Consider the following 23,110-nt stretch of genomic DNA (forward strand, 5'->3'; position numbering starts at 1 on the left):
GATAATCAGCTAAAATTATTTTAATGCCTCGTGGGCTTGCCCCGAGGATTATTTACTTAAATTTTATAAATGAAGAAGTTTTTTTGGGTAATAAGAGGTTTAGTTTACAAGTTTTATTTTGGGAGTTTTGGTTTTCCCTCGTACATAGGAAAACCTTTAATAATAAAAAAATCAAGGAAAATTTTTATAGGTAAGCGAGTTAGGATATATCCCGGAGTAAGATTAGAAGTAGTTAGCAATAATTCAGCAATAGTGATAAGAGATAATGTTTCTATTGGTAATAATCTACACGTTGTTTCTAATGATGATAAACTAGTTATAAATAAAGATGTTACTATTTCTGCAAATGTTTTTATAACAAATACGGAACATAATTATCAAGATATTTCTGTTCATATAATGGAACAAAAATTAATAAATAAAAAAACTGTAATTGGAGAAAATTGTTTTATCGGATACGGAGCAGTTATACAAGCTGGAACAATTTTAGGAAAACAATGTATTGTAGGTGCTAATTCAGTTGTGAGAGGAGATTTTCCAAGTTATTCTGTTATTGTAGGTGCTCCAGCTCGTATAGTAAAAAGATTTAATGTAGAAACAAAAAAATGGCAAAAAACAAATTCTGATGGATCTTTTATATAGTACAAATCTATTTAATAGAACTAATAAATATTAAGTAATTAGGTGTTTGATCTAACGGGATTAAGTTTTTTTAATTAGTTTAATGTTGGGAGTTTGCTTATTTTGCATAAAACAGAAAAATTTAAATTATTTTTTTAGTGTTTAATAATTGTAAATCAAAATAATTTTTGAAAAATCAAATTAGAATGAAAAACATTTTAATAACGGGTGGAGCTGGTTTTATAGGTAGCCGTATGGCATTGGCATTAGTAGCTAAAGGCTATAAGGTTACTGTGTTAGACAACTTGTCTAAGCAAATTCATGGAGAATTTCCTGAGGAAATGTCACCTCTATACAATAGTATAAAAGATAAAGTAATCTTTGTTAAAGGCTCGGTAACAGATAGAGTTTCTTGGGAAAAAGTATTGCTTGATCAAGATGTTATAATGCATCTTGCTGCAGAAACAGGTACGGGACAATCGATGTATTGTATTGAGAAATACACAGAAGTAAATATTCAGGGAACAGCATTAATGTTAGATATTCTTGCTAATACTAATAATTCTGTAAAAAAAGTACTAGTAGCTTCATCAAGGTCTATTTATGGAGAGGGTAAATATATACACCCTGAATTGGGAGATGTTTATCCAAAGCATAGAGATGATAAAGATATGCTGAAAGGGGATTTTAAGGTTAAATATAAAGGTTCTGATAATTTAGAGTTAGTTGCTACTGATGAAGAATCAAAAATTCATCCTTCTTCAGTTTATGGTATTACTAAACAAAATCAAGAACAAATGATAATGGCTGTTTGTCCAACATTAGGTATTAAACCAGTGGCGTTTAGATATCAAAATGTTTATGGACCCGGGCAATCTTTATCAAATCCTTACACAGGAATATTATCTATTTTTTCAACTCAAATAAGAAATGGAAATGGGATACAGGTTTTTGAGGATGGAACAGAGAGTAGAGATTTTGTGTATATTGATGATGTAGTTAATGCTACCATATTAGGATTGGTAAAAGAGGAAGCTAATGGTGAGGTGTTTAATGTTGGTTCTGGAGTGGCTACAGATGTATTTACAGTAGCGAAAACCTTAGTTGAATCTTATGGGATTAACGTTCCCATATCAATAAATGGAAAGTTTAGATTAGGAGATATTAGACATAATTTTGCAGATATGTCAAAAATTAATGAATTATTAGGTTTTAAGCCATCGGTTAGTTTTACTGAAGGTATCTCAAGATTTTCAAAATGGGTACTTGAACAAGAAGTATCAGAAGATAAATTAGATGATTCACTTGAGGAAATGAAAAGTAAGGGCTTATTGAAATGATTACAGAATATGGATTTTTAAAAGATAAAAGGGTTCTTTTTATTTCAGTAAAGTTTTTTTCTTTAGAAAAAAAAATTGAAGAATGTTTAATAAATAATGGAGCATTAGTCGATTATTATGATGAAAGGCCTACAAATAATAGTATAGTTAAAGCAGTTATTAGATTTAAAAAAGGTTTAATAGAAGGAAGGATAAGAAAATACTATTTGAATATATTAAATAGTATTGCTAGTGTTGATTATGATTATTTGTTAGTTAATAAGGGAGAATCTGTTCCTGCTTTTTTTTTAGAAGAATTTATAAAAATAAACCCCAAGAGTAAAAGAATTTATTATAACTGGGATTCTTTTAAAAATAATAAATATTCATTAGAAAATTTAAAGTACTTTAATTGTAAGTTTTCTTTTGATCCTTATGATTGTAAGGAGTATGATTTAAAATTTCGACCACTTTTTTTTATTGATGAGTTTAAAAAAATAAGATATTCTAAAAGGAATAAGGATTTCCATTTATTATCAATAAGTACAGTACATTCTGATAGATACGATATTACTAAAAAAATAAAGGAATGGTGCGAAAAAAAAGAGTTAAAGCATTACGTTTTTTTTTATATTCAGGCTTTGTGGTACTATATTTTCAGAAAATTATTTGATAAAAATTTTAAAAATGTAGAATTAAAAAATATAAGTTTTAAAGGTTTAAGTTTTGAAAATATATGTAGCTTATATGAATCATCTAAAGTTATATTGGATATTAATCATTCAGATCAAAAGGGTTTGACAATTAGAACTTTTGAGGCAATAGGAGCAGAAAAGAAAATTATTACCACTAATAAAGAAATATTAAAATATAGTTTTTATAATCCTAAAAATATTATTGTAATTGAAAGAGATGATCCTAGTTTAGGGTTGAGATTAGATTTTTTTAATGACGATTATGAACCATTACCCGAAGATCTTTACGATTCATTATCAATCAACGGTTGGTTAAAAAGTTTATTTGATGAAAACTATAATGATATTTGGTATAATAATGAAATTATAAATAAAAAAAATTATAAATGAGGACTTTAGTTATTGGAGGAAGTGGTTTTGTAGGATCAAGATTACTCTCGCAATTAGGGGATGTTAGTAAAGTGATTAATTTTGATAAAAATCAGAGTCCTTTTTTTAAGGAAATTACTGTGATTGGAGATATAAGAAATAAGGAGCAATTAGATGCTATTTTTAATAATAATGATATAAGTAATGTTGTACTTTTAGCTGCTGAGCATAGGGATGATATTTCACCTAAAAGTTTGTATTATGATGTAAATGTTAAGGGGACACAAAATGTATTAGATGCTATGGATCAGTATGGAGTGAAAGATTTGTTTTTTACTAGTTCAGTTGCTGTTTATGGTTTGAATAAAGATAATCCAGATGAGACACATGATATAGACCCATTTAATCATTACGGTAAATCAAAATGGGAGGCCGAAAAAGTTATAAAATCTTGGTATGATAAAGATACTAAAGATAAAAACATTACTATAATAAGACCTACAGTAATATTTGGTGAAAGAAATAGAGGGAATGTGTATAATTTACTAAAGCAAATAGCATCAGGAAGATTTGTTATGATTGGAGATGGCCTAAATAAAAAGTCTATGGCTTATGTAGGTAATGTTGTTGCTTTTATTAAAAAGGCTATTAATAATAATGCTAAAGGGTATAAAGTATATAATTATGTAGATAATCCAGATTTAACAATGAATGAGCTTGTTTCTCAAGTTCATAAAAGTTTAAATAAAAAAGGTAAATCTATTAAAATGCCTTATTCATTAGGTATGCTGACAGGTTATGCTTTTGATTTGATTTCTAAAATCACCAATCGAAAATATGCAATTAGTTCGGTAAGAGTCAAAAAGTTTTGTGCTAAAACACAATTTAATGCTACGAAAATTCATAGTAGTTTTACTTCACCTTTTTCTTTGCAAGAAGGTTTAGATCATACATTAAAGTATGAATTTGCTTCTAAAAAGGATGATGATGTTGTTTTTTACTCAGAATAGATATAATTTTAATAAAATAACTTTTCAATGAAGGGAATTATATTAGCAGGAGGAAGTGGTACGAGATTATATCCTATAACAAAAGGAATATCTAAACAGTTAACACCAGTATATAATAAACCTATGGTTTATTATCCTATTTCAGTTTTGCTTTTGGCTGGGATAAAAGAAATTTTGATTATTTCCACACCTGAAGATATATCTATGTTTCAACGTTTATTAGGAGATGGATCTGAATTGGGAATTTTGTTTGAATATAAAATACAAGAACATCCAAATGGCTTGGCAGAAGCCTTTATTTTGGGAGAAGAATTTATTGGTAATGATAATGTGTGCTTAATTTTAGGTGATAATATCTTCCATGGACATGGATTAACCGAATTATTAGCTAATTCGGTTAAAAATGTATCTAAATTAAATACAGCTACTGTTTTTGGGTATTATGTAAATGACCCTGAGCGTTATGGGGTTGTAGAATTTAATGATAAGGGAGAAGTTATAAGTATAGAAGAGAAGCCTGATGTGCCTAAAAGTAATTATGCTGTAGTAGGGGTGTATCTTTATCCTAATTCAGTTATCAAGATTGCTAAAAAAGTTAAGCCAAGTAGTCGAGGTGAAATAGAAATTACTACAGTAAATCAAAAATACCTAGAGAAAAAACAATTAAAAGTAGAGTTAATGGGGAGGGGGTATGCTTGGTTTGATACAGGCACACATGATTCGTTACTAGAAGCATCTAATTTTATTCAAACTATAGAAAATAGACAAGGACTAAAAGTAGCTTGTTTGGAAGAAATTGTTTTTGAAAAAGGCTATATTTCAGCTATTCAGCTTGAAAAATTAGCTAAGCCATTACAAAAAAATGAATATGGAAAATATTTACAACGTCTAGCAAAAAAAAATAAATGATTATAACAAAAACAACAATTCCGGATGTTTTAGTAATTGAGCCTAAAATTTTCGGAGATAATAGAGGTTATTTTCTTGAAAGTTATAATAAAGAAAAATTTCCTTCTAAATATCAATTTATTGATTTTGTACAAGATAACGAGTCTAAATCAAGCTTGGGTGTTTTAAGAGGCTTACATTATCAAATAGCTCCTTTTTGTCAATCAAAATTAGTTAGAGTTATAAAGGGAAGTGTTTTGGATGTAGCAGTAGATATTAGAAAAGGTTCTCCAACTTTTGGTTGTCATGTGGCTGTAGAACTTACTGGTGAGAATAAAAAACAATTATTTGTGCCAAGAGGGTTTGCACATGGATTTGTAGTAACTTCTGAAGATACTGTTTTTTCATATAAATGCGATAATTATTATAGTCCAGAACATGATAGAGGTATAATGTTTGATGATCCTGCTTTAAAAATTGATTGGAAGGTAACAGTTGATAAACTTATACTTTCTGAAAAAGATAAAAAACAGCCTTTTTTGAAAGATGCAAAAGATTTGTTTGACTTTAATATCAATTTATATGAATAATGTTTTAGTTACTGGGGCCAATGGGCAATTAGGTTCCGAAATTAAATCGTTAGCCTCTAAATTTAAATCTTACAACTTTTTTTTTGTAAAAAGAGATGAGATTGATGTCAGTAATGCTAATCAATTAGTAAATTTTATTAAAAAAAATAAAATTAATAGTATTATAAATTGCGCAGCTTATACTAAAGTAGATTTAGCAGAAGATGATATCGAATATGCTAATTTGATAAATCATATTTCAGTAAAAAAAATAGGGGAGATAGCAAAGAAGTATGATTTAAAGTTAATACACATTTCTACTGATTATGTGTTTAATGGCAAGGCGTACATGCCATATCTAGAAGATCATAAAACTGATCCAAAAAGTGTTTATGGGAGAACAAAACTTGATGGCGAAAACGCGCTTAGAAGTTTAGGGCTTTCAAATACTGTGATTATAAGAACTGCATGGGTGTATTCTGAATTTGGTAATAATTTTGTAAAAACCATGCTTAAATTAGGAACAGAAAGAGAGCAACTTAATATTATAGATGACCAATTAGGAAGTCCTACTTATGCGAAAGATCTAGCTTTTGTCATTCTATCTATTCTATCTAATATAAAGAATACTGAGGTAGAAATATATCATTATACAAATGAAGGAGTTTGTAGCTGGTATGATTTTGCTAAAACTATTTTTGAAATTAATAATATTAATTGCAATGTTAAACCAATACCAAGTTTATTTTATAAAACAAAAGCAACAAGACCACATTATAGTGTTTTAAATAAACAAAAAATTAAAGAGAAGTTTTCTATTGAAATTCCTTATTGGAAAGATTCGTTAGAAGATTGTTTAAAAAAAATAGTTAAATGAAATCAATTTTACTTACAGGAGGAGCAGGATTTATAGGTTCTAATTTTATAAATTATTTTTTAGAAGTCTATCCTCAATATCGTTTGATTAATTTAGATGTATTAACTTATGCAGCCAACTTAGGTAATATTGAATTATCTGCTTCTGTAAAAGAAAGATATACTTTTATAAAAGGTTCAATTTGTGATAGGTTACTCATTGAAACCATTTTTGAAGATAATAATATAGAAGGAGTATTACATTTTGCAGCAGAATCACATGTAGATAATTCTATTAAAAATCCAGGTGTTTTTATTGAAACCAATGTTACTGGAACTTTTACTTTGATTGATGTTGCTTTTAAAAAATGGATGGATAAACCTTTTAGCTATAAAAATGAATATAAGGATTGTAGATTTTTACATATTTCAACAGATGAAGTTTATGGTACGTTAGGAAAGACTGGTCTATTTAAAGAGACAACACCATATGCACCTAATTCACCTTATAGTGCTTCAAAGGCAGCAAGCGATATGATTGTTCGTAGTTATCATCATACTTATGGTATGAATACTGTAATCACTAATTGTTCAAATAATTATGGACCTAAACAACATGATGAAAAATTGATTCCGACTATAATACGTAAAGCTTTACAGGGAGAACAGATACCTATATATGGTGATGGGCTAAATATAAGGGATTGGCTTTATGTTTTGGATCACTGTAAAGGCATCGATATCGCTTTTCATAAAGGGATTTCAGGTGAAGTATATAATATCGGAGGGAAAAATGAAAAAAATAATTTATTTATTGTAAATAAAATATGTGATATTTTGGATAAAAGAATGCCAAAGAGTATTTCTTATTCTTCACTGATTACTTTTGTAGAAGATAGGGCAGGTCATGATCGGAGATATGCTATTGATGCTTCAAAAATAGAAAATAATTTAGGTTGGAAAGCCGATGAAAACTTTGAGACGGGAATTGAAAAAACTATTGAATGGTATATTCAAAAATACTCTAAATCTAAATAATAGATTTTAACTTTTATTTTAAAGTTTTAGTAGTTTTTAAGATTTGTAAATAATTTTTAGTAACTCAATTTTGTTGTGATTTATTGAAAAATTTGATAATAAGGAGGTTGTAAAAAAAAAATACAATTTTATATTAGTATTTTATGTCAGAAAGAAGGAATAAAATTTTAATAATTATAAATACAGATTGGTTTTTTCTGTTACATCGAATACAAATAGTAAATTCATTCAAAAGGGAAGAAATTGAAATTGTTGTAGCGGCAAAGGATACAGGTAGAAGTGATGAAATTAAAAAATTAGGTTTCGAATTTGTAAATATTGATTTTAATAGAAAGGGAGTTAATTTATTTGCAGAAATTAATGTTTTAATACAAATATTTAAATTATACAAAAAGTACAAACCAACAGTAGTCTATCAAGTAACTATAAAGCCGATAATTTATGGATTGTTAGTTGCAAAGTTTTTTAAGGTTAAGGCCATAAATACTATTTGTGGTTTAGGTTACGTTTTTTCTAATGAGAATAAGATTTTTTTAAGAAGAGTAGTGGTAGTCTTATATAGAATAGCTTTTAATAATTTAGATTCCTATATCTTTTTTGAAAACAAAGATGATTTGGCTTCTTTTATTAAATTAAACATTATTAATTCAAAAAATAATTATTCAGTAGTTAATGGTGTAGGTGTTGATTTAAAAAAATTTAAATCTAAAAAAGAAGTAAGATTAAATTCTAAAGAAAAGATTCAGGTTATTTTACCTAGTAGAATGCTTTGGGATAAAGGTGTGAGAGAATTTGTTAAAGCGGCCATTGCTTTAAAAAGCAAGTATAAGGATAAAGTTTTTTTTAAGCTTTATGGTATGATTGATAAGGGAAATAGAGAATGTATTCCTAAAGAATATTTGAGCAGTATTGAAATGGAGGGGTATTTGGAATGGTTTGATTTCGAAGAGGATATGATTTCTGTATATGAAGAAACCGATATAGTTGTTTTGCCATCATATAGAGAGGGGCTTCCAACTGTTTTAGCAGAAGCCTGTGCAATGGGTTTACCTATAATAACAACTGATGCGGTAGGATGCAGAGAATGTGTAGATGAAGGAATAAATGGATTTAAAGTACCAGTAAAATCTGTTAAAGAATTAAAAGAAAAAATTGAAGTTTTAATATTATCGGAAACTAAAAGGCTTGAATTTGGAAGGCAATCAAGAATTAAAGCAGAAAAAGAATTTGATCAAGAAATAATTACAAAAGAGTATAAGAAAGTTTTTGATAAGATGTATAATCAAAATATAAGAGGTTTATAATATTTCAGGTAGAGATGTTAGATTCAATAGTCGTCATGTATGAATAGATTTTTTTCAACATATACAATCAATACAAATGTTGTAGCTTTTATGATATTATCTTTTGTTAGTCTTATTATATTTTACAATGATTCTGGGTCTAATTATAATTTTAGAGCTATTACACAGTTTTTTATAGTGGCACTTCTTTCTCTATATGGGATTTTTTTGTCAATTGACAAATGGAGCTTTTCATTGAATAAAACATACCATATTTTTACTTACTTCTTTATTGCTTTAGCTCCTGTAATTCAATTAAAAAATGAAGTAAGCTTTTTTAGGGCAGGTATTATTAAAGATGAAATTTATATTAAATTAGGCTTTATTTTAGTTCTAGTGCAAATAGTATATTTAATTATTTATGGATTATTAATTTCAATATTAAAAAGAAAGAAATTTTTGACAACTGTAAATGATGAAAATAACAACATAATAAAAGCTTTTTTTTTAATTAGTAGTTTAGCTTTTATTTTATTTTTAATTCTAGTAAAATTTGATATAAATGTAATTTTCAAAAGACCGCCAAACCACTGGCAAAAAGAAAATACAAATTTTGGTTTGATAGGTTATACATTGTTGTTAATAATTAGAGCGGTTCCTATTATTGTATTAATACTCTACAAATACATCTACAATAGATCTAATTATTATTTATTTATTTTAGTATTACTAACAGCATTTCCATTATCGTTAAATAGAGGTGATTTGGTCACATATTATTTGCCAATACTCTTAATTTTTGTTCCATTAATGAAAAAAAAAATGGTATATCCTATTTCCTTTTTTTTAGGTGTTCTTTTTTTATTTCCTTTTTTTAATTTATTCAGAAGTGATAGAAATGCTATTTACATTGGAGGAGAATTATTTCAATCAGCTCATTTAGATGCTTTTTATAATTTTGCAAATTTACTTAACCTTGGGGTAATAACTTATGGAAGGCAATTGTTAGGGAGTTTGCTTTTTTTTATACAAGAGTCTAGTTGGCAAAATAGACCTGTTGGTACTGGGCAAATGATGGCAGAATTAAGCCATTATTCCTACACTAATGTTTCTATGCCTTTTTTAGGCGAAGGATATGCTAATTTTGGTATTGTTGGTGTATTTATTTTTTTGATCGCTCTAGTAGTTTTTAATGCTTACAGTGATGTGTTATTTCACGAAAGAAAATCAAGTATTAGGTTTAAAATTTTTTATTTATTTTTTTTAGGTTTTGAGTTCTATTTATTAAGGGGTGACTTATATAGCTCTGTAAAGAAGGTGTTAAGCTTTTTAATAGCACTTTTGATGGTTAAATTTGCATTATTCTTTTTGAATAAATTAAGGTTTAAGTTGTTATTATAATATGTTTTGTTTATTTAAGATAGATGGGTCTTTTTAGTATTGTGTATACTTTTGAGAATAATTAACTAAAAAAATAAAATTTTAATTGGTTGCTAATTTCTGGGATAATAAGATTATACTGTATATTTTTGAATTTATTTTTAATCAAAGAAAAAAGTAAGACAAAAAGTTATAAGTAAAAGAATAAACTAACTATGAGTTTTAAAAAAATAACAATAATTTTCAGTGCAATACTAATGGTTTCTTGCGCTTCAAAAAAGAATATTTTATATTTTCAAGATATAGAATCAGTTGAAAATTTAAATAGTTCTATTGAATATGAGCCAATAATAAGAAAGAATGATTTACTTTCAATAACAGTTTCGTCAGTAGATAAAAAGTCAGCTCAGCCTTTCAATCTACCAATTATTTCCACAGGAAATGGAGATTTAGTAAATGGAAGTCAAAGAATACAGTCATATTTGGTTGATGCAAATGGGAATATAGAATTCCCGGTGCTTGGAAGTATACATTTAGCTGGTTTGTCCAAAATAAATGCAGTTGAATATTTGAAGTCGGAAATATCGAAATATGTTAAGAATCCCATAATAAACTTGAGAATAACAAATTTTAAAGTATCTGTATTAGGAGAGGTAAGTCAGCCAGGTACTTTCAGTATACCAGATGAAAGAATTACAATTCTTGAAGCACTTAGTAGGGCTGGAGATATGACAATTTTGGGTAAGCGAAAAGATGTATTGCTTATAAGAGAAGAAAATGGAAAGAAAACCTACAATAAAATTGATTTTACAAAATCATCAATTTTTAATTCACCATACTATTTTTTACAGCAAAATGATGTATTAATGGTTTCTCCTTCAAGTGTAAGAGTACAATCAAGTTCATCTATCATTAAGAACACCCCCCTAGTTGTATCTGTAGCAGGTACTGTTATTTCAGTTATTGGTGTATTAATTAATTTGCAAAACAGTAATAATAGAAATAACAATAATTAATTAAAATATTTCATAAACATTATATGATTAACTCTTTACAAAAAGAAGAAGAATTTTCTTTAAATCAAGAATTGACAAAGTATTTGACTCATTGGAAATGGTTCGTAGTTGCTGTTTTCATTTCATTGCTATTTGCTTCAATATATTTAGTTAGATCTAATTCGGTATATCAATCAATCATAACTGTTTTGATTAAAGATAAAACTGAAGGTAGAGGTTTGTCTGAATTAGCTGCATTTGCTGATCTTGGAGTAGCAGGTGGAAATACAGATATAGATGATGAGATTGATATTATTAAATCAAAAACCCTATTAACGACCATAACCAAAGAATTAAATTTAAATGTTATTCAAGAAGCCAAAAAGGGATTAAAAACAATTGATGCCTATAGTTATTCCCCTTTTGAAATTAAATTTGAATGGAATAAAAACATTAGGAAAGATGACTTAGAATCATTAAAAGAACTTTTAATAGAATTAAAATCTGATCATAGTTTTATATTAAATGATGTTGAGAATGATGTTGTTAAAGAATACAATTATGGTACTATAATCCCTTTTGAACAAGGGAGTCTTGTAATAGAAAAATCAAATCAATTTTTAAAAAATAAAAAAGCAAAAGAACCTATAGAGAGTGTTAGTCTATCAATTTTACCAATAGATTATTATGTGTCAATTTTGCAAAGAGAAATTTTAGCTGAAAAAAAAGGGAAACGTAGTAGTATAATTGATATTTCTACGAAGGCTACTAATAAGTATAAGTCAAGAGATGTATTAAATACGTTGATAAAATATTATAACCAACAGGCAATTGATGACAAGAATCTGTTGTCAAAGAATACGGCTAATTTTATATCCGAAAGACTTCGTTTGATATCACGAGAGTTAGATTCTATTGAAATTATAAAAAAAGTTTTTAAAAAGGGAAATAAACTTACTGATATGAAAGCTGAAGCTGAGGTTTTTATTGATGAAGTTAGTGATTCAAAGAAAAGGATTTTAAATATAGAAACACAATTGGATTTAACAAATTCAATGATATCATATTTAAAAGACTCTAATAGAAAATCAGATATACTACCTCCTAATATAGGGTTAGCAGATGGGGGAGTTAATAATTCTATAGATCAATACAATAAATTAGTTTTAGAAAGAGATCGTTTGTTAACGAATTCTACGGAATTAAATCCATTGGTAATTGATTTAACCTCTGATATCGAAGCTCAGAAGTTAAACCTATTAGAAGCTTTGAGAAATCAGAAAAATAACTTTTTAATTACTAAAAAAGATTATGAAAAAGAACAATCAAAAATTAATTACAAAATAGCTTCAATCCCAGCTATAGAAAAAGATTTTAGAGTAATTGAGAGGCAGCAACAGATTAAAGAGTCATTATATTTATTTTTATTAAAAAAGAGAGAAGAAACATCCATTTCCATGTCAGTAACAGAGCCAGTTGCTAAAATTATAGATAAGGCCTACAGTTTACAGCATCCAATAGCACCAAAAAAGAAGATTATTCTTTTAGCAGCAATGGTATTAGGTTTGTTAGTTCCTTTTGGATTTATTTATGTGAATGATTTAATGGATACCAAAATTCATTCTAAAAATGATGTAGAGTTAGCGACTAACGGAATTCCTGTTTTGTCAGAATTACCTCGAATAAAAAGGAACGAGAAGGATGTTATTGGACGAAATGACCGGACTCCATTAGGAGAGTCTTTTAGGATATTAACAACGAATCTTGATTATTTTTCCAAAGGAAAGCATATAGATGGTAAAGCACTTAATGTTTTTGTTACTTCAACTATTAAAGGTGAAGGGAAAACATTTGTATCTTATAATTTATGTTTGTCATTAGCTGAGGCTGGAAATAAAATATTAATTATTGGAGCAGATATTCGTAACCCTCAATTACATAGATTTGAACAAACAGAGACAAAGAAATCTAAAGGATTGTCAGAATATTTGTATGATGATGATGTGGTAGTTGATGAAGTTATTACCAATGTAAATCATAATAAGACTAATGTAGATGTAATTTTCTCGGGAAGAATACCTCCTAATCCAACGGAGTTATTAAATAATGGAAGATTAGTGGGTCTAGTTGATAAAGTAAGCGGAGATTATGATATTGTAATTGTTGATACGGCTCCAACTATGTTAGTAACAGATACATTATTGATAAGTAAAATAGCAGATGTTACCTTGTACGTAACTAGAGCAGGGTTTACAGATACAAGATTATTACAGTATCCAATGCAACTATTAAAAGATAAAAAGTTAAATGGTTTAGCTTTTGTGATAAATGATGTGAAAGAAAATAATTTAGGATATGGAACTAAATATGGTTATGGTTACGGGGAAGATGTAAATCAAAAATGGTATCAAAAAATATTTAAAAGATCGTAATTTTTAATATAAATAACAAAGCCCTATTTTAAAATAGGGCTTTGTTATTTTGCAAAAGTTTTGAAATAGTATTTGAATATTTTGAGGCTATTTTTATAGTTTCAATCTTATTTAAATGTTCTATTTTATGGGCATCAGTTCCTATAAAATCATACAAATCATCAGCTAATAATTTTTTGGTAATTTCATTAGTTTTTGTTCCGTAATGATTTGTTAAGGATAGTGTGTTAAGTTGTAACCTTACTCCTTTATTTTTTAATGTTGTAAAGTATGTAATTTTATCTGCATAATATAGATATCGCTCTGGGTGAGCTAGTATGGGTTGAAAACCTTTTAATTGTAAGTCATATAATACTTCTTCAAAACGATCATAAGGTCTGTAAAAGGACATCTCTACTAGTATGTGATTATCATTAAAGGTGAGAAGCTTTTCAGGATTATTTTTTAATACTTCTTCAAAGTTGGGATCTAACATGTATTCACTAGTTGCTTTAAGTCTAATACTATCGTTTTTTAATTGACCTTGAACATTTGTAAGTGCTTCAAAAATACTTTCTTTAGTATTTGGGTAAAAGTCACTCATGGTGTGTGGAGTGGCATTTATTGATTTGAACCCTAGTGCTTTGAATTTTTCAAGCATTTCCAAGGAATCTTCAATTGTTTTAGCACCATCATCTATACCAGGTAGTACATGGTTGTGAATGTCTGTTGCGTCATTGAAGAGTTCGGAAATCTTTATTTTTTTATTGAATATTGAGAACATTAGTTTTTAGTAATAATATTTTATAGGAAATGTTTTTGAGCTTTTTGATAATCATGTAACGTATCAATCCCAATTCCATTGTGTTCAGAATGTACCATGTGAATGGAATGTCCATTTTCAATAACTCTTAATTGTTCTAATTTTTCTGTACTTTCTAATAAGGTAGGTTTCATATTAGAAAATTCGATTAAAAATTTTTTTGAGTATCCATAAATACCTAAATGCTTGTAATAACTAATATTTTGTAAATCAATTTGGTCTCTATTAAAAGGGATAACTGATCTAGAAAAATAAATTGCTTTTGAATTTTTATCAGTAATTACTTTTACATTGTTGGGGTCTTCAATTTCATGTAAATTATCTAGTTTACATTTAGCACTTACCATTTCTGTATTATTAAGTGCATCTGCAATGCCTTCAATTAACTTAGGGTCAATAAAAGGTTCGTCACCTTGTACATTTATAATAGCATCACAATTTATATTGGTTACAGCTTCAGCAATCCTGTCGGTACCCGATTGATGATCTTTACTTGTTAAAATTACATTATTAGTGAACAAGGAACAATGTGTCACTAACTTTTGATCATCAACAGCAATATAAACGGCATCAATATTAGTAGCCTTAATGCATTGTTCGTAAACACGTTGGATTATACTTTTTCCTCCTAAATCCAATAATAGTTTGTTGGGTAATCTTGACGATTTTAAGCGTGCGGGTATGACGATGATTTTTTTCATCATGTTATTTAGTAATTGTATTTTTTTTGAAAGTTACAAATTAATGTCGTGCATTTGGATAACACCATCTAATTGATGTGTATTTCCAACTAATAGACTAGTGATTTTATGAGAATTCATGACGTTTTTGGCATCAATTAATTTAGTAACTTTTGAAATGAACTTTGGTTTTATAGTCATTACTTCTTTAGCAGTAAGATTGAAAAAATCCTTCTGTGTACTATTCATTGCTCGTCTTAAATCTCCATCGGTAATAATACCTTTGACATCATTGACATTTCCAACTATTCCAAGTCCGCATCTACCCGAATTAATAGTATAAATAACATCAATCATAGGTGTATTGGTATCTAAAAAAGGAAGGTTTTCTGTTTTCATAGTGTCCGAAACAGTGTCTAAAAGACGTTTGCCTATGTTTCCTCCTGGATGAAGTTTAGCAAAATTTTCTTCATTAAATCCACGTCCATTCATTAATGCAACCATCAAAGCATCACCGATGGCTAACGTTAATAAACTCGAAGTTGTAGGTGCCATGTTAAAAGGGCATGCTTCTTCAAAGCGACCTATTGAAATGTGAATATTAGATTTTTGTGCTAGTGTTGAATTAGGTCTACTTGAAATAGATATTAATGGAATGTTGTTTTCTTTAGTAAAAGGTATTAAACGAATAATCTCTGTTGTCTCTCCAGAATTAGCTATAGCTAGTACAATATCTTCTTTACTAATCATTCCTAAGTCTCCATGAATGGCTTCAGATGGATGTAAAAAGAAGCTAGGTGTACCTGTGCTGGCAAAGGAGGCTGCAATTTTTCGCCCAATATGACCAGATTTACCTATGCCAGTAACTACAACTTTGCCTTTGGCTTTTAAAATGGTAGTTACAGCTTCATTAAAATTTGAGTCTATACTATTTTTTAAATCATTTAAAGCTTTGGCTTCAATGTCAATAACTTGCTTTGCGATATGTGTATACTCTTTTTCCAATACGTTATTTGGTGTATTTTTTTATATACCAATTAATGGTTTTTTTTATTCCAGATTCAAAATTTTCATCTGCTTTCCAACCTAATGTATCTTCAATTTTTGTGGCATCAATAGCATATCTTTTATCATGACCAGCTCTATCTTCTATAAAGGTAATTAAAGAAGCATAAGGTATTTTATTTGGAACTTGTTTATCTAAAATACTACATATTTTGTTTACAATGTATAAATTATCTTTTTCATTACGTCCGCCAATATTGTATACTTCACCCGAAATTCCTTTGTGAAAAGCAATATCAATCCCTTTGCAGTGATCTAAAACATAAAGCCAATCTCTTATGTTTTTACCATCACCATAAATAGGTATAGCTTCTCCCGAAAGGGCTTTACGAATAATTGTAGGAATTAATTTCTCGTTATGTTGTTTAGGGCCATAATTATTGGAGCAGTTTGTAATTATAGTATTCATACCATAGGTGTGGTGATAACTACGCACAATCATATCACACGACGCTTTTGATGCACTATAAGGTGAGTTAGGGGCATAAGGGGTAGTTTCGGTAAATAGCCCCGTCTTTCCTAGTGTGCCATAAACTTCATCTGTTGAAACATGTAAAAACCTACAATCTTTATATTCATTTTTGTAAATAAAAGGTTTATCCATCCATTTTTTGAAAGCTACATCAATTAAAGTAAAAGTTCCAGTAACGTTGGTTTCAATAAAAATACCAGGATTTTTTATGGAATTATCTACATGTGATTCTGCAGCAAAATGTAAAACTCCTTTAATGTTATATTTTTTAAAAATGGATTCAACGAGTGGTCTATTACAAATTGAGCCTTCAATAAATGTATATCTTTTTTTTATATTATCAGATAGTTCAATATGATCAACATTAGCGGCATAGGTTAAGGCATCTAGATTAATTAGTGAATATTCGGGATAAGCTTCTAAAAAATAACTAATGAAATTAGCTCCTATAAACCCGGCTCCTCCTGTTAATAATATTGATTTCATTTGATTCAAAAAGTTATAGTTTGTCTAAACATTCTTTTAAAGAATTTCTCCAGTGTGGAATAGTAATATCAAAAGAATTTTTAATTTTTTGTTTGTCTAAAATACTGTAATGCGGTCTTGCCGCCTTAGTTGGATAAGCAGCTGTTGGAATTGGAATTACTTGACATTTTATTTTTTTAATTTCAAAAATAGCTATGGCAAAATCGTACCAACTACAAACGCCTTCATTGGTGTAATGATAAGTTTCTGTTTTTTTATTATTTATTTTAGGTAGAATTTTTAAAATGACAAGCGCTAAATCAAGTGCATAAGTAGGACTGCCTATTTGGTCATATATTACATTTAAAACATCTTTTTCTTTACCCAAACGCAGCATGGTTTTAATAAAGTTGTTTCCATAGCTCGAATATAGCCAGGCAGTTCGTATAATAATACTGTTTTTAGGGGCTATTTTTTTTAATGAAAGTTCTCCATTCAATTTAGTTTTACCATAAATACTTTCTGGATCGGTAATATCATTTTCATTATAAGGGACGTTTGATTTTCCATTAAAAACATAATCGGTAGATATGTGTATTAGTTTCAAATTAAACTCTTTTGTGATCTTAGCTAAGTTTTTTGTTGCTTTGTGATTTAATAAATCAGCCATTTCAAACTCATCTTCGGCTAAATCTACAGCGGTGTAGGCAGCACAATTTATAATGGAATTGATGTTTTTTGCTTTAATAAATGTTCTTATGACATCGATATTGGTAATATCTAAATCATCCTTATCGGTGAAGAAAAAAACGAATTCATTAAACAGATGAGCTAGTGCTTTTATTTCTGAGCCAAGTTGACCATTTGCTCCTGTAACCAAAATATTATTCATATAGATCAGTTTTGTAATCAAATAAGTCAGCTATACCTTTTAGTAAAGGTAAATTTTTATCCTTTTCGGAAAGTATCAATTCTTTTGTTGGGACTTTCCAGTCAATTTTTAAGGCAGGGTCATTATATAAAATACCTCTATCATGTGTTGGACTATAATAGTTGTCACATTTATAGGAAAAAATAGCAGTTTTACTGGTTACCACAAATCCGTGAGCAAAACCTCTAGGTATAAAAAGTTGTTTTTTATTGTGTTCACTTAACTCAAGGATAACATTGTTACCAAAAGTAGGAGAACCTTTTCTTATATCTACAATTACGTCAATAACGCTACCTTTAATAACGCGTACTAATTTTGTTTGAGAATAGGGGGCAATTTGGTAATGTAAACCTCTTAAAACACCATAACTAGATTTTGATTCGTTATCTTGGACAAAATCAATATGCTGAAATTTTGATGGAAATTTTTCTTTATTATAACTTTCAATAAAGTAACCTCTTTGATCATGAAAAACATGAGGTTCAATGATCATTACATCTGGAATTTCAGTAGGAGTAATTTTCATCAATCTAGTTTTTTAATAATCGTAATAAATAGCTTCCGTATTCATTTTTAGAAAGTGGTATTGCTAAATTTTTAAGTTGTTTGTCATCAATATATCCTTTTTCATAAACAATTTCTTCTAAACAAGCAATTTTTAGACCTTGTCTATTCTCAATAGTTTGTATAAAATTTGAGGCTTCTAATAATGAGTTATGTGTACCCGTGTCAAACCATGCATATCCTCTACCCATGAGTTCAACTGAAAGCTTTCCTTGAGTTAAATAAGCTTGATTAACAGCAGTGATTTCTAATTCACCACGTTGGCTAGGTGTAGTTGCTTTTGCAATTTTTATTACTGAATTTGGATAAAAATAGAGTCCTACAACGGCATAATTGCTTTTTGGTTTAGTTGGCTTTTCTTCAATACTAATTGCTTTTCCATTAGTGTCAAATGATACTACACCATAGCGTTCTGGATCATTAACATAATAACCAAAAACAGTGGCAGTATCGTTGTTAGTTACATTTTTTACTGATTTTGCTAATAGTTCGGAAAAACCATGTCCATAAAAAATATTATCACCTAAAATTAAACAGACATCATCATTTCCTATAAATTCTTCCCCAATTATAAAAGCTTCGGCTAAACCATTAGGATGCAACTGTACTTTATAAGTAAATGAAATGCCTAATTCGTTTCCGTCTCCGAGCATTCGTTCAAAATAAGGTAAATCCTGTGGTGTAGATATGATTAATATTTCAGTAATTCCGGATAGCAATAAAACGGAAATAGGATAATAAATCATGGGTTTATTATAAACAGGCAATAATTGCTTGGAGACTCCTTTCGTAATAGGATATAAACGCGTGCCATTCCCACCTGCTAATACAATTCCTTTCATTAATTAAAAGTTACATTTTTTGATTTGAAATCAATAAGTAACAAATGTACTATAATGATTCGGTAACCAAAAATCACTTAAAATATAAAAAAATCCGATAGCCATGCTATCGGATTTTTTTATTGTGATATTAAAATGTTAGCTATTTAGCATCACAGGCATTACAAGCATAGTTACCTTTTCACCTTCTTCTAATCCATCAATAGGAGTTAAAATTCCAGCCCTGTTAGGTAAAGACATTTCTAATTGAACATCAGTGGCATTAAGGTTGTTTAACATTTCAACAAAAAAGCGAGAGTTAAAGCCTATTTGTATATCGTCACCTTGATAATCACAAGTTAAGCGCTCTTCTGCTTTATTGGAGTAGTCTATATCTTCAGCAGAAATATTTAATTCTGCCCCAGCTATTTTTAAGCGAATTTGATGCGTGGTTTTATTCGAAAAAATAGAAACACGACGTACCGAGCTTAAAAATTGAGAACGCTCTATACTTAGTTTATTTGGGTTTTCTTTAGGAATTACGGCTTCGTAATTAGGATATTTACCATCGATAAGTCTACACACTAATTCTACATCATCAAAACTAAATTTAGCATTTGATTCGTTGTATTCGATTAGGACATCAGTATCCGATCCTGCTAAAATACTTTTTAATAAATTCAAAGGCTTTTTGGGCATAATGAATTCGGCCACTTGATTAGCCGTAACATCACTACGTGTATATTTTACTAGTTTATGAGCATCTGTGGCAACAAAAGTTAATTCTTCAGGTGAAAATTGAAAGAAAACACCGCTCATTACGGGTCTTAGTTCATCGTTTCCAGAAGCAAAAATAGTTTTGCTAATTGCGTTTGCTAATACATTTCCAGGGATATTGGTGGCACTAGGTTCCTCTAAACTAACCGCTTTAGGAAATTCATTACCATCGGCATAAGCTAGCGCATATTTACCATGATTTGAGCTAATTTCAATGGTGTTATTATCTTGCAATACAAAAGTTAAAGGCTGTTCTGGAAATGTTTTTAAGGTTTCCAATAAAAGTTTAGCGGGTACGGCAATATTCCCACTATCTTCAGATTCAACTTGTATTTTAGCAACTATGGTAGTTTCTAAATCGGAAGCAGATACTAATAAATCGTTTCCTATAAGTTCAAAAAGGAAATTATCTAATATTGGTAGTGCGTTATTATTATTTATAACCCCACCCAAAACTTGTAATTGTTTGAGTAAATAGGAGCTCGAAACGATGAATTTCATGATATGTGTATTTTATCTAGTATTACAAATATAATTTGAATACTTCCGTAAGAAATTCGAAAAGGATCATATTTATTAACAAACTTTTTGCCAAGTTGTTCATTAGTTCTACCAATTTGCTGTTTTTTTCAGAATGTTGGTAGTATGTTATGGGAATTGTGATTTTATTCAATATGACAAAGAAGTCATTAGATTAATTCCCATATTTATTTTTTCTATAAACAAAAAATAATAAATATCCTATACTAACAATAAGTATCGGGATAGCTAAACAGATCCATTGCCAAAAGTTTTTGTTTGTAGCCACCTTATCAAGGTTGAGTACTGGGATATTAACTTGCTTGGCGCGAAGAGTAACAAGACCGGAATCATCCAAAAGATAATTAGCGGCATTTAGTAAAAAATCCTTGTTTGCATAACTTTTTTTAGAAATTGGATCAAAACCAAGTTCTAAAGGTTGCTGTTGTGCTACGGCATTTTTAATTATATCACCATCGGATATTACAATTAATTTACTTGTTTGCGAACTGCTTTTAAAATTGGCAATCTCAACAGGTAAAATTCGACTTTTGTAGGTGCTTTTTATTTCACCTTCTAATAAAACGGCTAAATTTTGATTGCCATTAACATAACTTTCTCGTTTAGGTTCTTTTGTAATTTGAGAAAGCTTTAGTTCGAAAGGAATACCTTGAATTTTGGTAGCATTAGAACTTTGTAATAATATAGTTTTTTTTGTCTTGTTTTTTAAAGTATCAATAGGACTTGTAAAGTTGAATAGAACGTTTCCTAAATTAGTTGTAATGGGGTGATTATTGTTGTTTTGTGATAAACTCGAGTATCCCCATGTATATGGAATGTATTGTGTATTACTACCTTGACCATTGGCTAAAATAATAGGAGCAGAGTAGTAGTCATTTATTAACTGAGGATTAATGCGCACACCATAGGCAAATAGCATATCTTTTATATGTAAATCCCTATTCCAAGCCAAGGTTTTGTTAGCATTATTGGTAAATAAACTATCCTTTTCGGCAACTACTTTGTCTACTAATAATAATTGGTTTCCGCCATGCATTAAATGTTGATCAAGGACTAGTTTTTGTTTTTCAGTAAACTCCTTTGTAGGTTTTGCATTAATTACTAAATCAAAATTTTGCAATTCCTTTAAAGTACTAGCTACATTTGTTTGAATAGGATCAAGTTTAAAAGGAGCTACACGATAATATTTTTGAAGGGCCTTAATATAATCAGCAATATATATATCAGCTAATTGATCATTTCCTTTTAAAATGGCAATTTTTTTAGTTTTAGGAAGCACTAATTGCTTTAAAGCATCGGAAAAAGCATATTCTAAGTTCTGAACAGAAGCTGTAATACGTTCTGATGTGGTAGCACCCAAGCTGTTTTTCAACAAAGGTATTTTTACGCTTTTGTTATTAAAATAAGCAAGTGCCCAAGGAACAACCACTTCCTTTTTTAGAACACCTTCAAATTTGGTATTTACTTCCGCAGGAGTAAGGCCTAGACGCTGTAATTCACTAATATTTTGTGCCTTTAATTCGGGTTTTGCAAAAGGATCATTAAAAATGAATTTAATATTTTTATTTTCAGCCGCAAAGGTACTTAGCAACTGTTTGGTTTCTCGTTGTAATTTTTTAAATTCTGGAGGGAGTTTGCCATCTAAAAGAATGTCAATAGTAACTTGTTTATCTATTTGGTAAAGTAAATTTTTAGTAGTTTCTGAAAGGCTAAAGCGTTTGTCTTGAGTTAAATCAAAACGATAGTAACTATAATTACTAAGTAAAGCTATTATCATAAAAACGCTTAGAGTCAGCCCACTTTTTTTATAATTAATAGGTTGGTTTTTCTTTCTATATATAAAATAAGTAATACCTAAAAACAAGGAGCAAAAACCAATGAAATAAACCAAGTCACGTGTATCCAAAACCCCTTGACTAATACGGTCATAATGGAAAGCAATGCCTACTATGTCTAAGCTTTTTAAATTGGTTAATTCAGCTAAATTAGGAATACCAAAATAGGCTATAAAACATAAAAGGATACTGATTAAAAGTGCGATGGTTTGGTTTTGAGTCAAGCTCGAAGCAAAAATACCGATAGCTGCATAAGCAGCTCCTAGTAATAAAAGTGCGACGTAGGATCCTATAATACTACCATAATCAATTTCGCCCATAGGCAAAGCTAATTTATGTAATGCTATAACATATACAAGTGTTGGTAGTACCGAAAAAAGTATGATAAGGCAAATGCCCAAATATTTTCCTAAAATAAGTTGAAATGTACTAATAGGTTTTGTGAGTAGTAGTTCGAGTGTACCTTGTTTGCGTTCGTCAGCAAAACTTTGCATACAAGCAGCGGGTATGAGTAATAAAAATACCCAGGGAGCTATTTCAAAAAATGGGGATAAACTAGCAAAGCCACTATCCATAATGTTAAAATTACCATGCAGTACCCAAAGAAAAATACCAGTGATTCCTATAAAACAGGTCATAAAAACATAACCAATAGCAGAAGAAAAAAAATGAATCAACTCCTTTTTTAATATTGCTATCATAGT

Annotated in this window: 21 protein-coding genes; 12 read left to right on the forward strand and 9 right to left on the reverse strand. The window is 29.1% G+C overall.

Annotation, left to right across the window (positions count from 1 at the left end; all coding sequences use genetic code 11):
* Positions 1 to 69 precede the first annotated feature (69 nt).
* The 12 genes from KQA_RS0215695 to KQA_RS0215750 all read left to right on the forward strand — a co-directional run bounded on the left by KQA_RS0215695 (position 70) and on the right by KQA_RS0215750 (position 13,454).
* The gene (locus KQA_RS0215695; RefSeq protein ID WP_010182463.1) at positions 70 to 642 is read left to right on the forward strand and encodes an acyltransferase; all 573 of its coding nucleotides are present in this window, start codon (positions 70 to 72) and stop codon (positions 640 to 642) included.
* A 185-nt stretch (positions 643 to 827) separates the two neighbouring features.
* A complete protein-coding gene (locus KQA_RS0215700) occupies positions 828 to 1,961 on the forward strand; it encodes an NAD-dependent epimerase/dehydratase family protein (protein ID WP_010182464.1) in 1,134 nt (377 codons plus the stop codon).
* Positions 1,958 to 3,025 carry a hypothetical protein gene (locus KQA_RS0215705; protein ID WP_010182465.1) on the forward strand — a complete coding sequence of 356 codons (1,068 nt, stop codon included), beginning with the start codon at positions 1,958 to 1,960 and terminating at the stop codon, positions 3,023 to 3,025. Before KQA_RS0215700 ends, KQA_RS0215705 begins: the two co-directional genes overlap by 4 nt.
* Positions 3,022 to 4,014 (forward strand): NAD-dependent epimerase/dehydratase family protein, encoded by a 993-nt coding sequence (locus KQA_RS0215710; protein ID WP_010182466.1) that lies wholly within the window; start codon positions 3,022 to 3,024, stop codon positions 4,012 to 4,014. Before KQA_RS0215705 ends, KQA_RS0215710 begins: the two co-directional genes overlap by 4 nt.
* Positions 4,015 to 4,041: 27 nt before the next feature.
* Positions 4,042 to 4,923, forward strand: a complete 882-nt coding sequence (gene rfbA, locus KQA_RS0215715) for a glucose-1-phosphate thymidylyltransferase RfbA (RefSeq protein WP_010182467.1) — start codon at positions 4,042 to 4,044, stop codon at positions 4,921 to 4,923.
* Positions 4,920 to 5,492: a dTDP-4-dehydrorhamnose 3,5-epimerase gene (gene rfbC / locus KQA_RS0215720; RefSeq protein WP_010182469.1), complete on the forward strand. Its 573-nt coding sequence runs from the start codon at positions 4,920 to 4,922 to the stop codon at positions 5,490 to 5,492. The genes rfbA (KQA_RS0215715) and rfbC (KQA_RS0215720) overlap by 4 nt, the downstream gene beginning before the upstream one ends.
* Entirely contained in the window at positions 5,485 to 6,348 is an 864-nt protein-coding gene (gene rfbD / locus KQA_RS0215725; protein WP_029209626.1) for a dTDP-4-dehydrorhamnose reductase, read from the forward strand. Before rfbC (KQA_RS0215720) ends, rfbD (KQA_RS0215725) begins: the two co-directional genes overlap by 8 nt.
* The gene (gene rfbB, locus KQA_RS0215730) at positions 6,345 to 7,364 is read left to right on the forward strand and encodes a dTDP-glucose 4,6-dehydratase (RefSeq protein WP_010182471.1); all 1,020 of its coding nucleotides are present in this window, start codon (positions 6,345 to 6,347) and stop codon (positions 7,362 to 7,364) included. Before rfbD (KQA_RS0215725) ends, rfbB (KQA_RS0215730) begins: the two co-directional genes overlap by 4 nt.
* Before the next feature lie 143 nt (positions 7,365 to 7,507).
* Positions 7,508 to 8,668 (forward strand): glycosyltransferase family 4 protein, encoded by a 1,161-nt coding sequence (locus tag KQA_RS0215735; RefSeq protein ID WP_010182472.1) that lies wholly within the window; start codon positions 7,508 to 7,510, stop codon positions 8,666 to 8,668.
* 39 nt (positions 8,669 to 8,707) lie between these two features.
* Positions 8,708 to 10,048, forward strand: coding sequence for a hypothetical protein (locus KQA_RS0215740; RefSeq protein ID WP_010182473.1), 1,341 nt, complete (start codon positions 8,708 to 8,710; stop codon positions 10,046 to 10,048).
* Between the two features lie 194 nt (positions 10,049 to 10,242).
* A complete protein-coding gene (locus tag KQA_RS19130) occupies positions 10,243 to 11,043 on the forward strand; it encodes a polysaccharide biosynthesis/export family protein (protein ID WP_010182474.1) in 801 nt (266 codons plus the stop codon).
* Between the two features lie 23 nt (positions 11,044 to 11,066).
* Complete coding sequence (locus KQA_RS0215750) at positions 11,067 to 13,454, forward strand: GumC family protein (protein ID WP_010182476.1); 2,388 nt, start codon at positions 11,067 to 11,069, stop codon at positions 13,452 to 13,454.
* Positions 13,455 to 13,482: 28 nt separating this feature from the next.
* Here the strand turns inward: KQA_RS0215750 and KQA_RS0215755 are convergent, their stop codons facing one another.
* From KQA_RS0215755 to gldG, 9 genes are all read right to left on the reverse strand, one after another.
* Positions 13,483 to 14,217: a tyrosine-protein phosphatase gene (locus KQA_RS0215755; protein WP_010182478.1), complete on the reverse strand. Its 735-nt coding sequence runs from the start codon at positions 14,215 to 14,217 to the stop codon at positions 13,483 to 13,485.
* Between the two features lie 20 nt (positions 14,218 to 14,237).
* Positions 14,238 to 14,957 carry a 3-deoxy-manno-octulosonate cytidylyltransferase gene (kdsB, locus tag KQA_RS0215760; RefSeq protein ID WP_010182479.1) on the reverse strand — a complete coding sequence of 240 codons (720 nt, stop codon included), beginning with the start codon at positions 14,955 to 14,957 and terminating at the stop codon, positions 14,238 to 14,240.
* A gap of 33 nt (positions 14,958 to 14,990) precedes the next feature.
* Positions 14,991 to 15,941, reverse strand: a complete 951-nt coding sequence (locus KQA_RS0215765; protein ID WP_010182480.1) for a KpsF/GutQ family sugar-phosphate isomerase — start codon at positions 15,939 to 15,941, stop codon at positions 14,991 to 14,993.
* Between the two features lie 4 nt (positions 15,942 to 15,945).
* The gene (gene rfbB, locus KQA_RS0215770; protein ID WP_010182481.1) at positions 15,946 to 16,959 is read right to left on the reverse strand and encodes a dTDP-glucose 4,6-dehydratase; all 1,014 of its coding nucleotides are present in this window, start codon (positions 16,957 to 16,959) and stop codon (positions 15,946 to 15,948) included.
* A 13-nt stretch (positions 16,960 to 16,972) separates the two neighbouring features.
* Positions 16,973 to 17,830, reverse strand: coding sequence for a dTDP-4-dehydrorhamnose reductase (rfbD, locus tag KQA_RS0215775; protein ID WP_010182483.1), 858 nt, complete (start codon positions 17,828 to 17,830; stop codon positions 16,973 to 16,975).
* Positions 17,823 to 18,395, reverse strand: coding sequence for a dTDP-4-dehydrorhamnose 3,5-epimerase (gene rfbC, locus KQA_RS0215780; protein WP_010182484.1), 573 nt, complete (start codon positions 18,393 to 18,395; stop codon positions 17,823 to 17,825). The genes rfbD (KQA_RS0215775) and rfbC (KQA_RS0215780) overlap by 8 nt, the downstream gene beginning before the upstream one ends.
* 4 nt (positions 18,396 to 18,399) lie before the next feature.
* Entirely contained in the window at positions 18,400 to 19,275 is an 876-nt protein-coding gene (gene rfbA, locus KQA_RS0215785; protein ID WP_010182486.1) for a glucose-1-phosphate thymidylyltransferase RfbA, read from the reverse strand.
* A gap of 138 nt (positions 19,276 to 19,413) precedes the next feature.
* Positions 19,414 to 20,532: a DNA polymerase III subunit beta gene (gene dnaN, locus KQA_RS0215790; protein ID WP_010182487.1), complete on the reverse strand. Its 1,119-nt coding sequence runs from the start codon at positions 20,530 to 20,532 to the stop codon at positions 19,414 to 19,416.
* 193 nt (positions 20,533 to 20,725) lie between these two features.
* Positions 20,726 to 23,107 (reverse strand): gliding motility-associated ABC transporter substrate-binding protein GldG, encoded by a 2,382-nt coding sequence (gene gldG, locus KQA_RS0215795; RefSeq protein WP_010182488.1) that lies wholly within the window; start codon positions 23,105 to 23,107, stop codon positions 20,726 to 20,728.
* Between the last annotated feature and the right edge of the window lie 3 nt (positions 23,108 to 23,110).

Source organism: Aquimarina agarilytica ZC1 (genome assembly GCF_000255455.1).
GTDB classification, from domain to species: Bacteria; Bacteroidota; Bacteroidia; order Flavobacteriales; family Flavobacteriaceae; genus Aquimarina; species Aquimarina agarilytica.

What these genes read in the sequence shown, in the direction of transcription:
- KQA_RS0215700 (WP_010182464.1), top strand. Translation starts at nt 828, where the DNA reads ATGAAAAACATTTTAATAACGGGTGGAGCTGGTTTTATAGGTAGCCGT.
- rfbC (WP_010182469.1), top strand. Translation starts at nt 4,920, where the DNA reads ATGATTATAACAAAAACAACAATTCCGGATGTTTTAGTAATTGAGCCT.
- rfbB (WP_010182481.1), bottom strand. Translation starts at nt 16,959, where the DNA reads ATGAAATCAATATTATTAACAGGAGGAGCCGGGTTTATAGGAGCTAAT.
- KQA_RS0215695 (WP_010182463.1), top strand. Translation starts at nt 70, where the DNA reads ATGAAGAAGTTTTTTTGGGTAATAAGAGGTTTAGTTTACAAGTTTTAT.
- KQA_RS19130 (WP_010182474.1), top strand. Translation starts at nt 10,243, where the DNA reads ATGAGTTTTAAAAAAATAACAATAATTTTCAGTGCAATACTAATGGTT.
- rfbD (WP_010182483.1), bottom strand. Translation starts at nt 17,830, where the DNA reads ATGAATAATATTTTGGTTACAGGAGCAAATGGTCAACTTGGCTCAGAA.
- rfbC (WP_010182484.1), bottom strand. Translation starts at nt 18,395, where the DNA reads ATGAAAATTACTCCTACTGAAATTCCAGATGTAATGATCATTGAACCT.
- gldG (WP_010182488.1), bottom strand. Translation starts at nt 23,107, where the DNA reads ATGATAGCAATATTAAAAAAGGAGTTGATTCATTTTTTTTCTTCTGCT.
- dnaN (WP_010182487.1), bottom strand. Translation starts at nt 20,532, where the DNA reads ATGAAATTCATCGTTTCGAGCTCCTATTTACTCAAACAATTACAAGTT.
- rfbA (WP_010182467.1), top strand. Translation starts at nt 4,042, where the DNA reads ATGAAGGGAATTATATTAGCAGGAGGAAGTGGTACGAGATTATATCCT.
- KQA_RS0215705 (WP_010182465.1), top strand. Translation starts at nt 1,958, where the DNA reads ATGATTACAGAATATGGATTTTTAAAAGATAAAAGGGTTCTTTTTATT.
- KQA_RS0215750 (WP_010182476.1), top strand. Translation starts at nt 11,067, where the DNA reads ATGATTAACTCTTTACAAAAAGAAGAAGAATTTTCTTTAAATCAAGAA.
- KQA_RS0215735 (WP_010182472.1), top strand. Translation starts at nt 7,508, where the DNA reads ATGTCAGAAAGAAGGAATAAAATTTTAATAATTATAAATACAGATTGG.
- KQA_RS0215710 (WP_010182466.1), top strand. Translation starts at nt 3,022, where the DNA reads ATGAGGACTTTAGTTATTGGAGGAAGTGGTTTTGTAGGATCAAGATTA.
- KQA_RS0215740 (WP_010182473.1), top strand. Translation starts at nt 8,708, where the DNA reads ATGAATAGATTTTTTTCAACATATACAATCAATACAAATGTTGTAGCT.
- rfbA (WP_010182486.1), bottom strand. Translation starts at nt 19,275, where the DNA reads ATGAAAGGAATTGTATTAGCAGGTGGGAATGGCACGCGTTTATATCCT.
- rfbB (WP_010182471.1), top strand. Translation starts at nt 6,345, where the DNA reads ATGAAATCAATTTTACTTACAGGAGGAGCAGGATTTATAGGTTCTAAT.
- rfbD (WP_029209626.1), top strand. Translation starts at nt 5,485, where the DNA reads ATGAATAATGTTTTAGTTACTGGGGCCAATGGGCAATTAGGTTCCGAA.
- KQA_RS0215755 (WP_010182478.1), bottom strand. Translation starts at nt 14,217, where the DNA reads ATGTTCTCAATATTCAATAAAAAAATAAAGATTTCCGAACTCTTCAAT.
- kdsB (WP_010182479.1), bottom strand. Translation starts at nt 14,957, where the DNA reads ATGAAAAAAATCATCGTCATACCCGCACGCTTAAAATCGTCAAGATTA.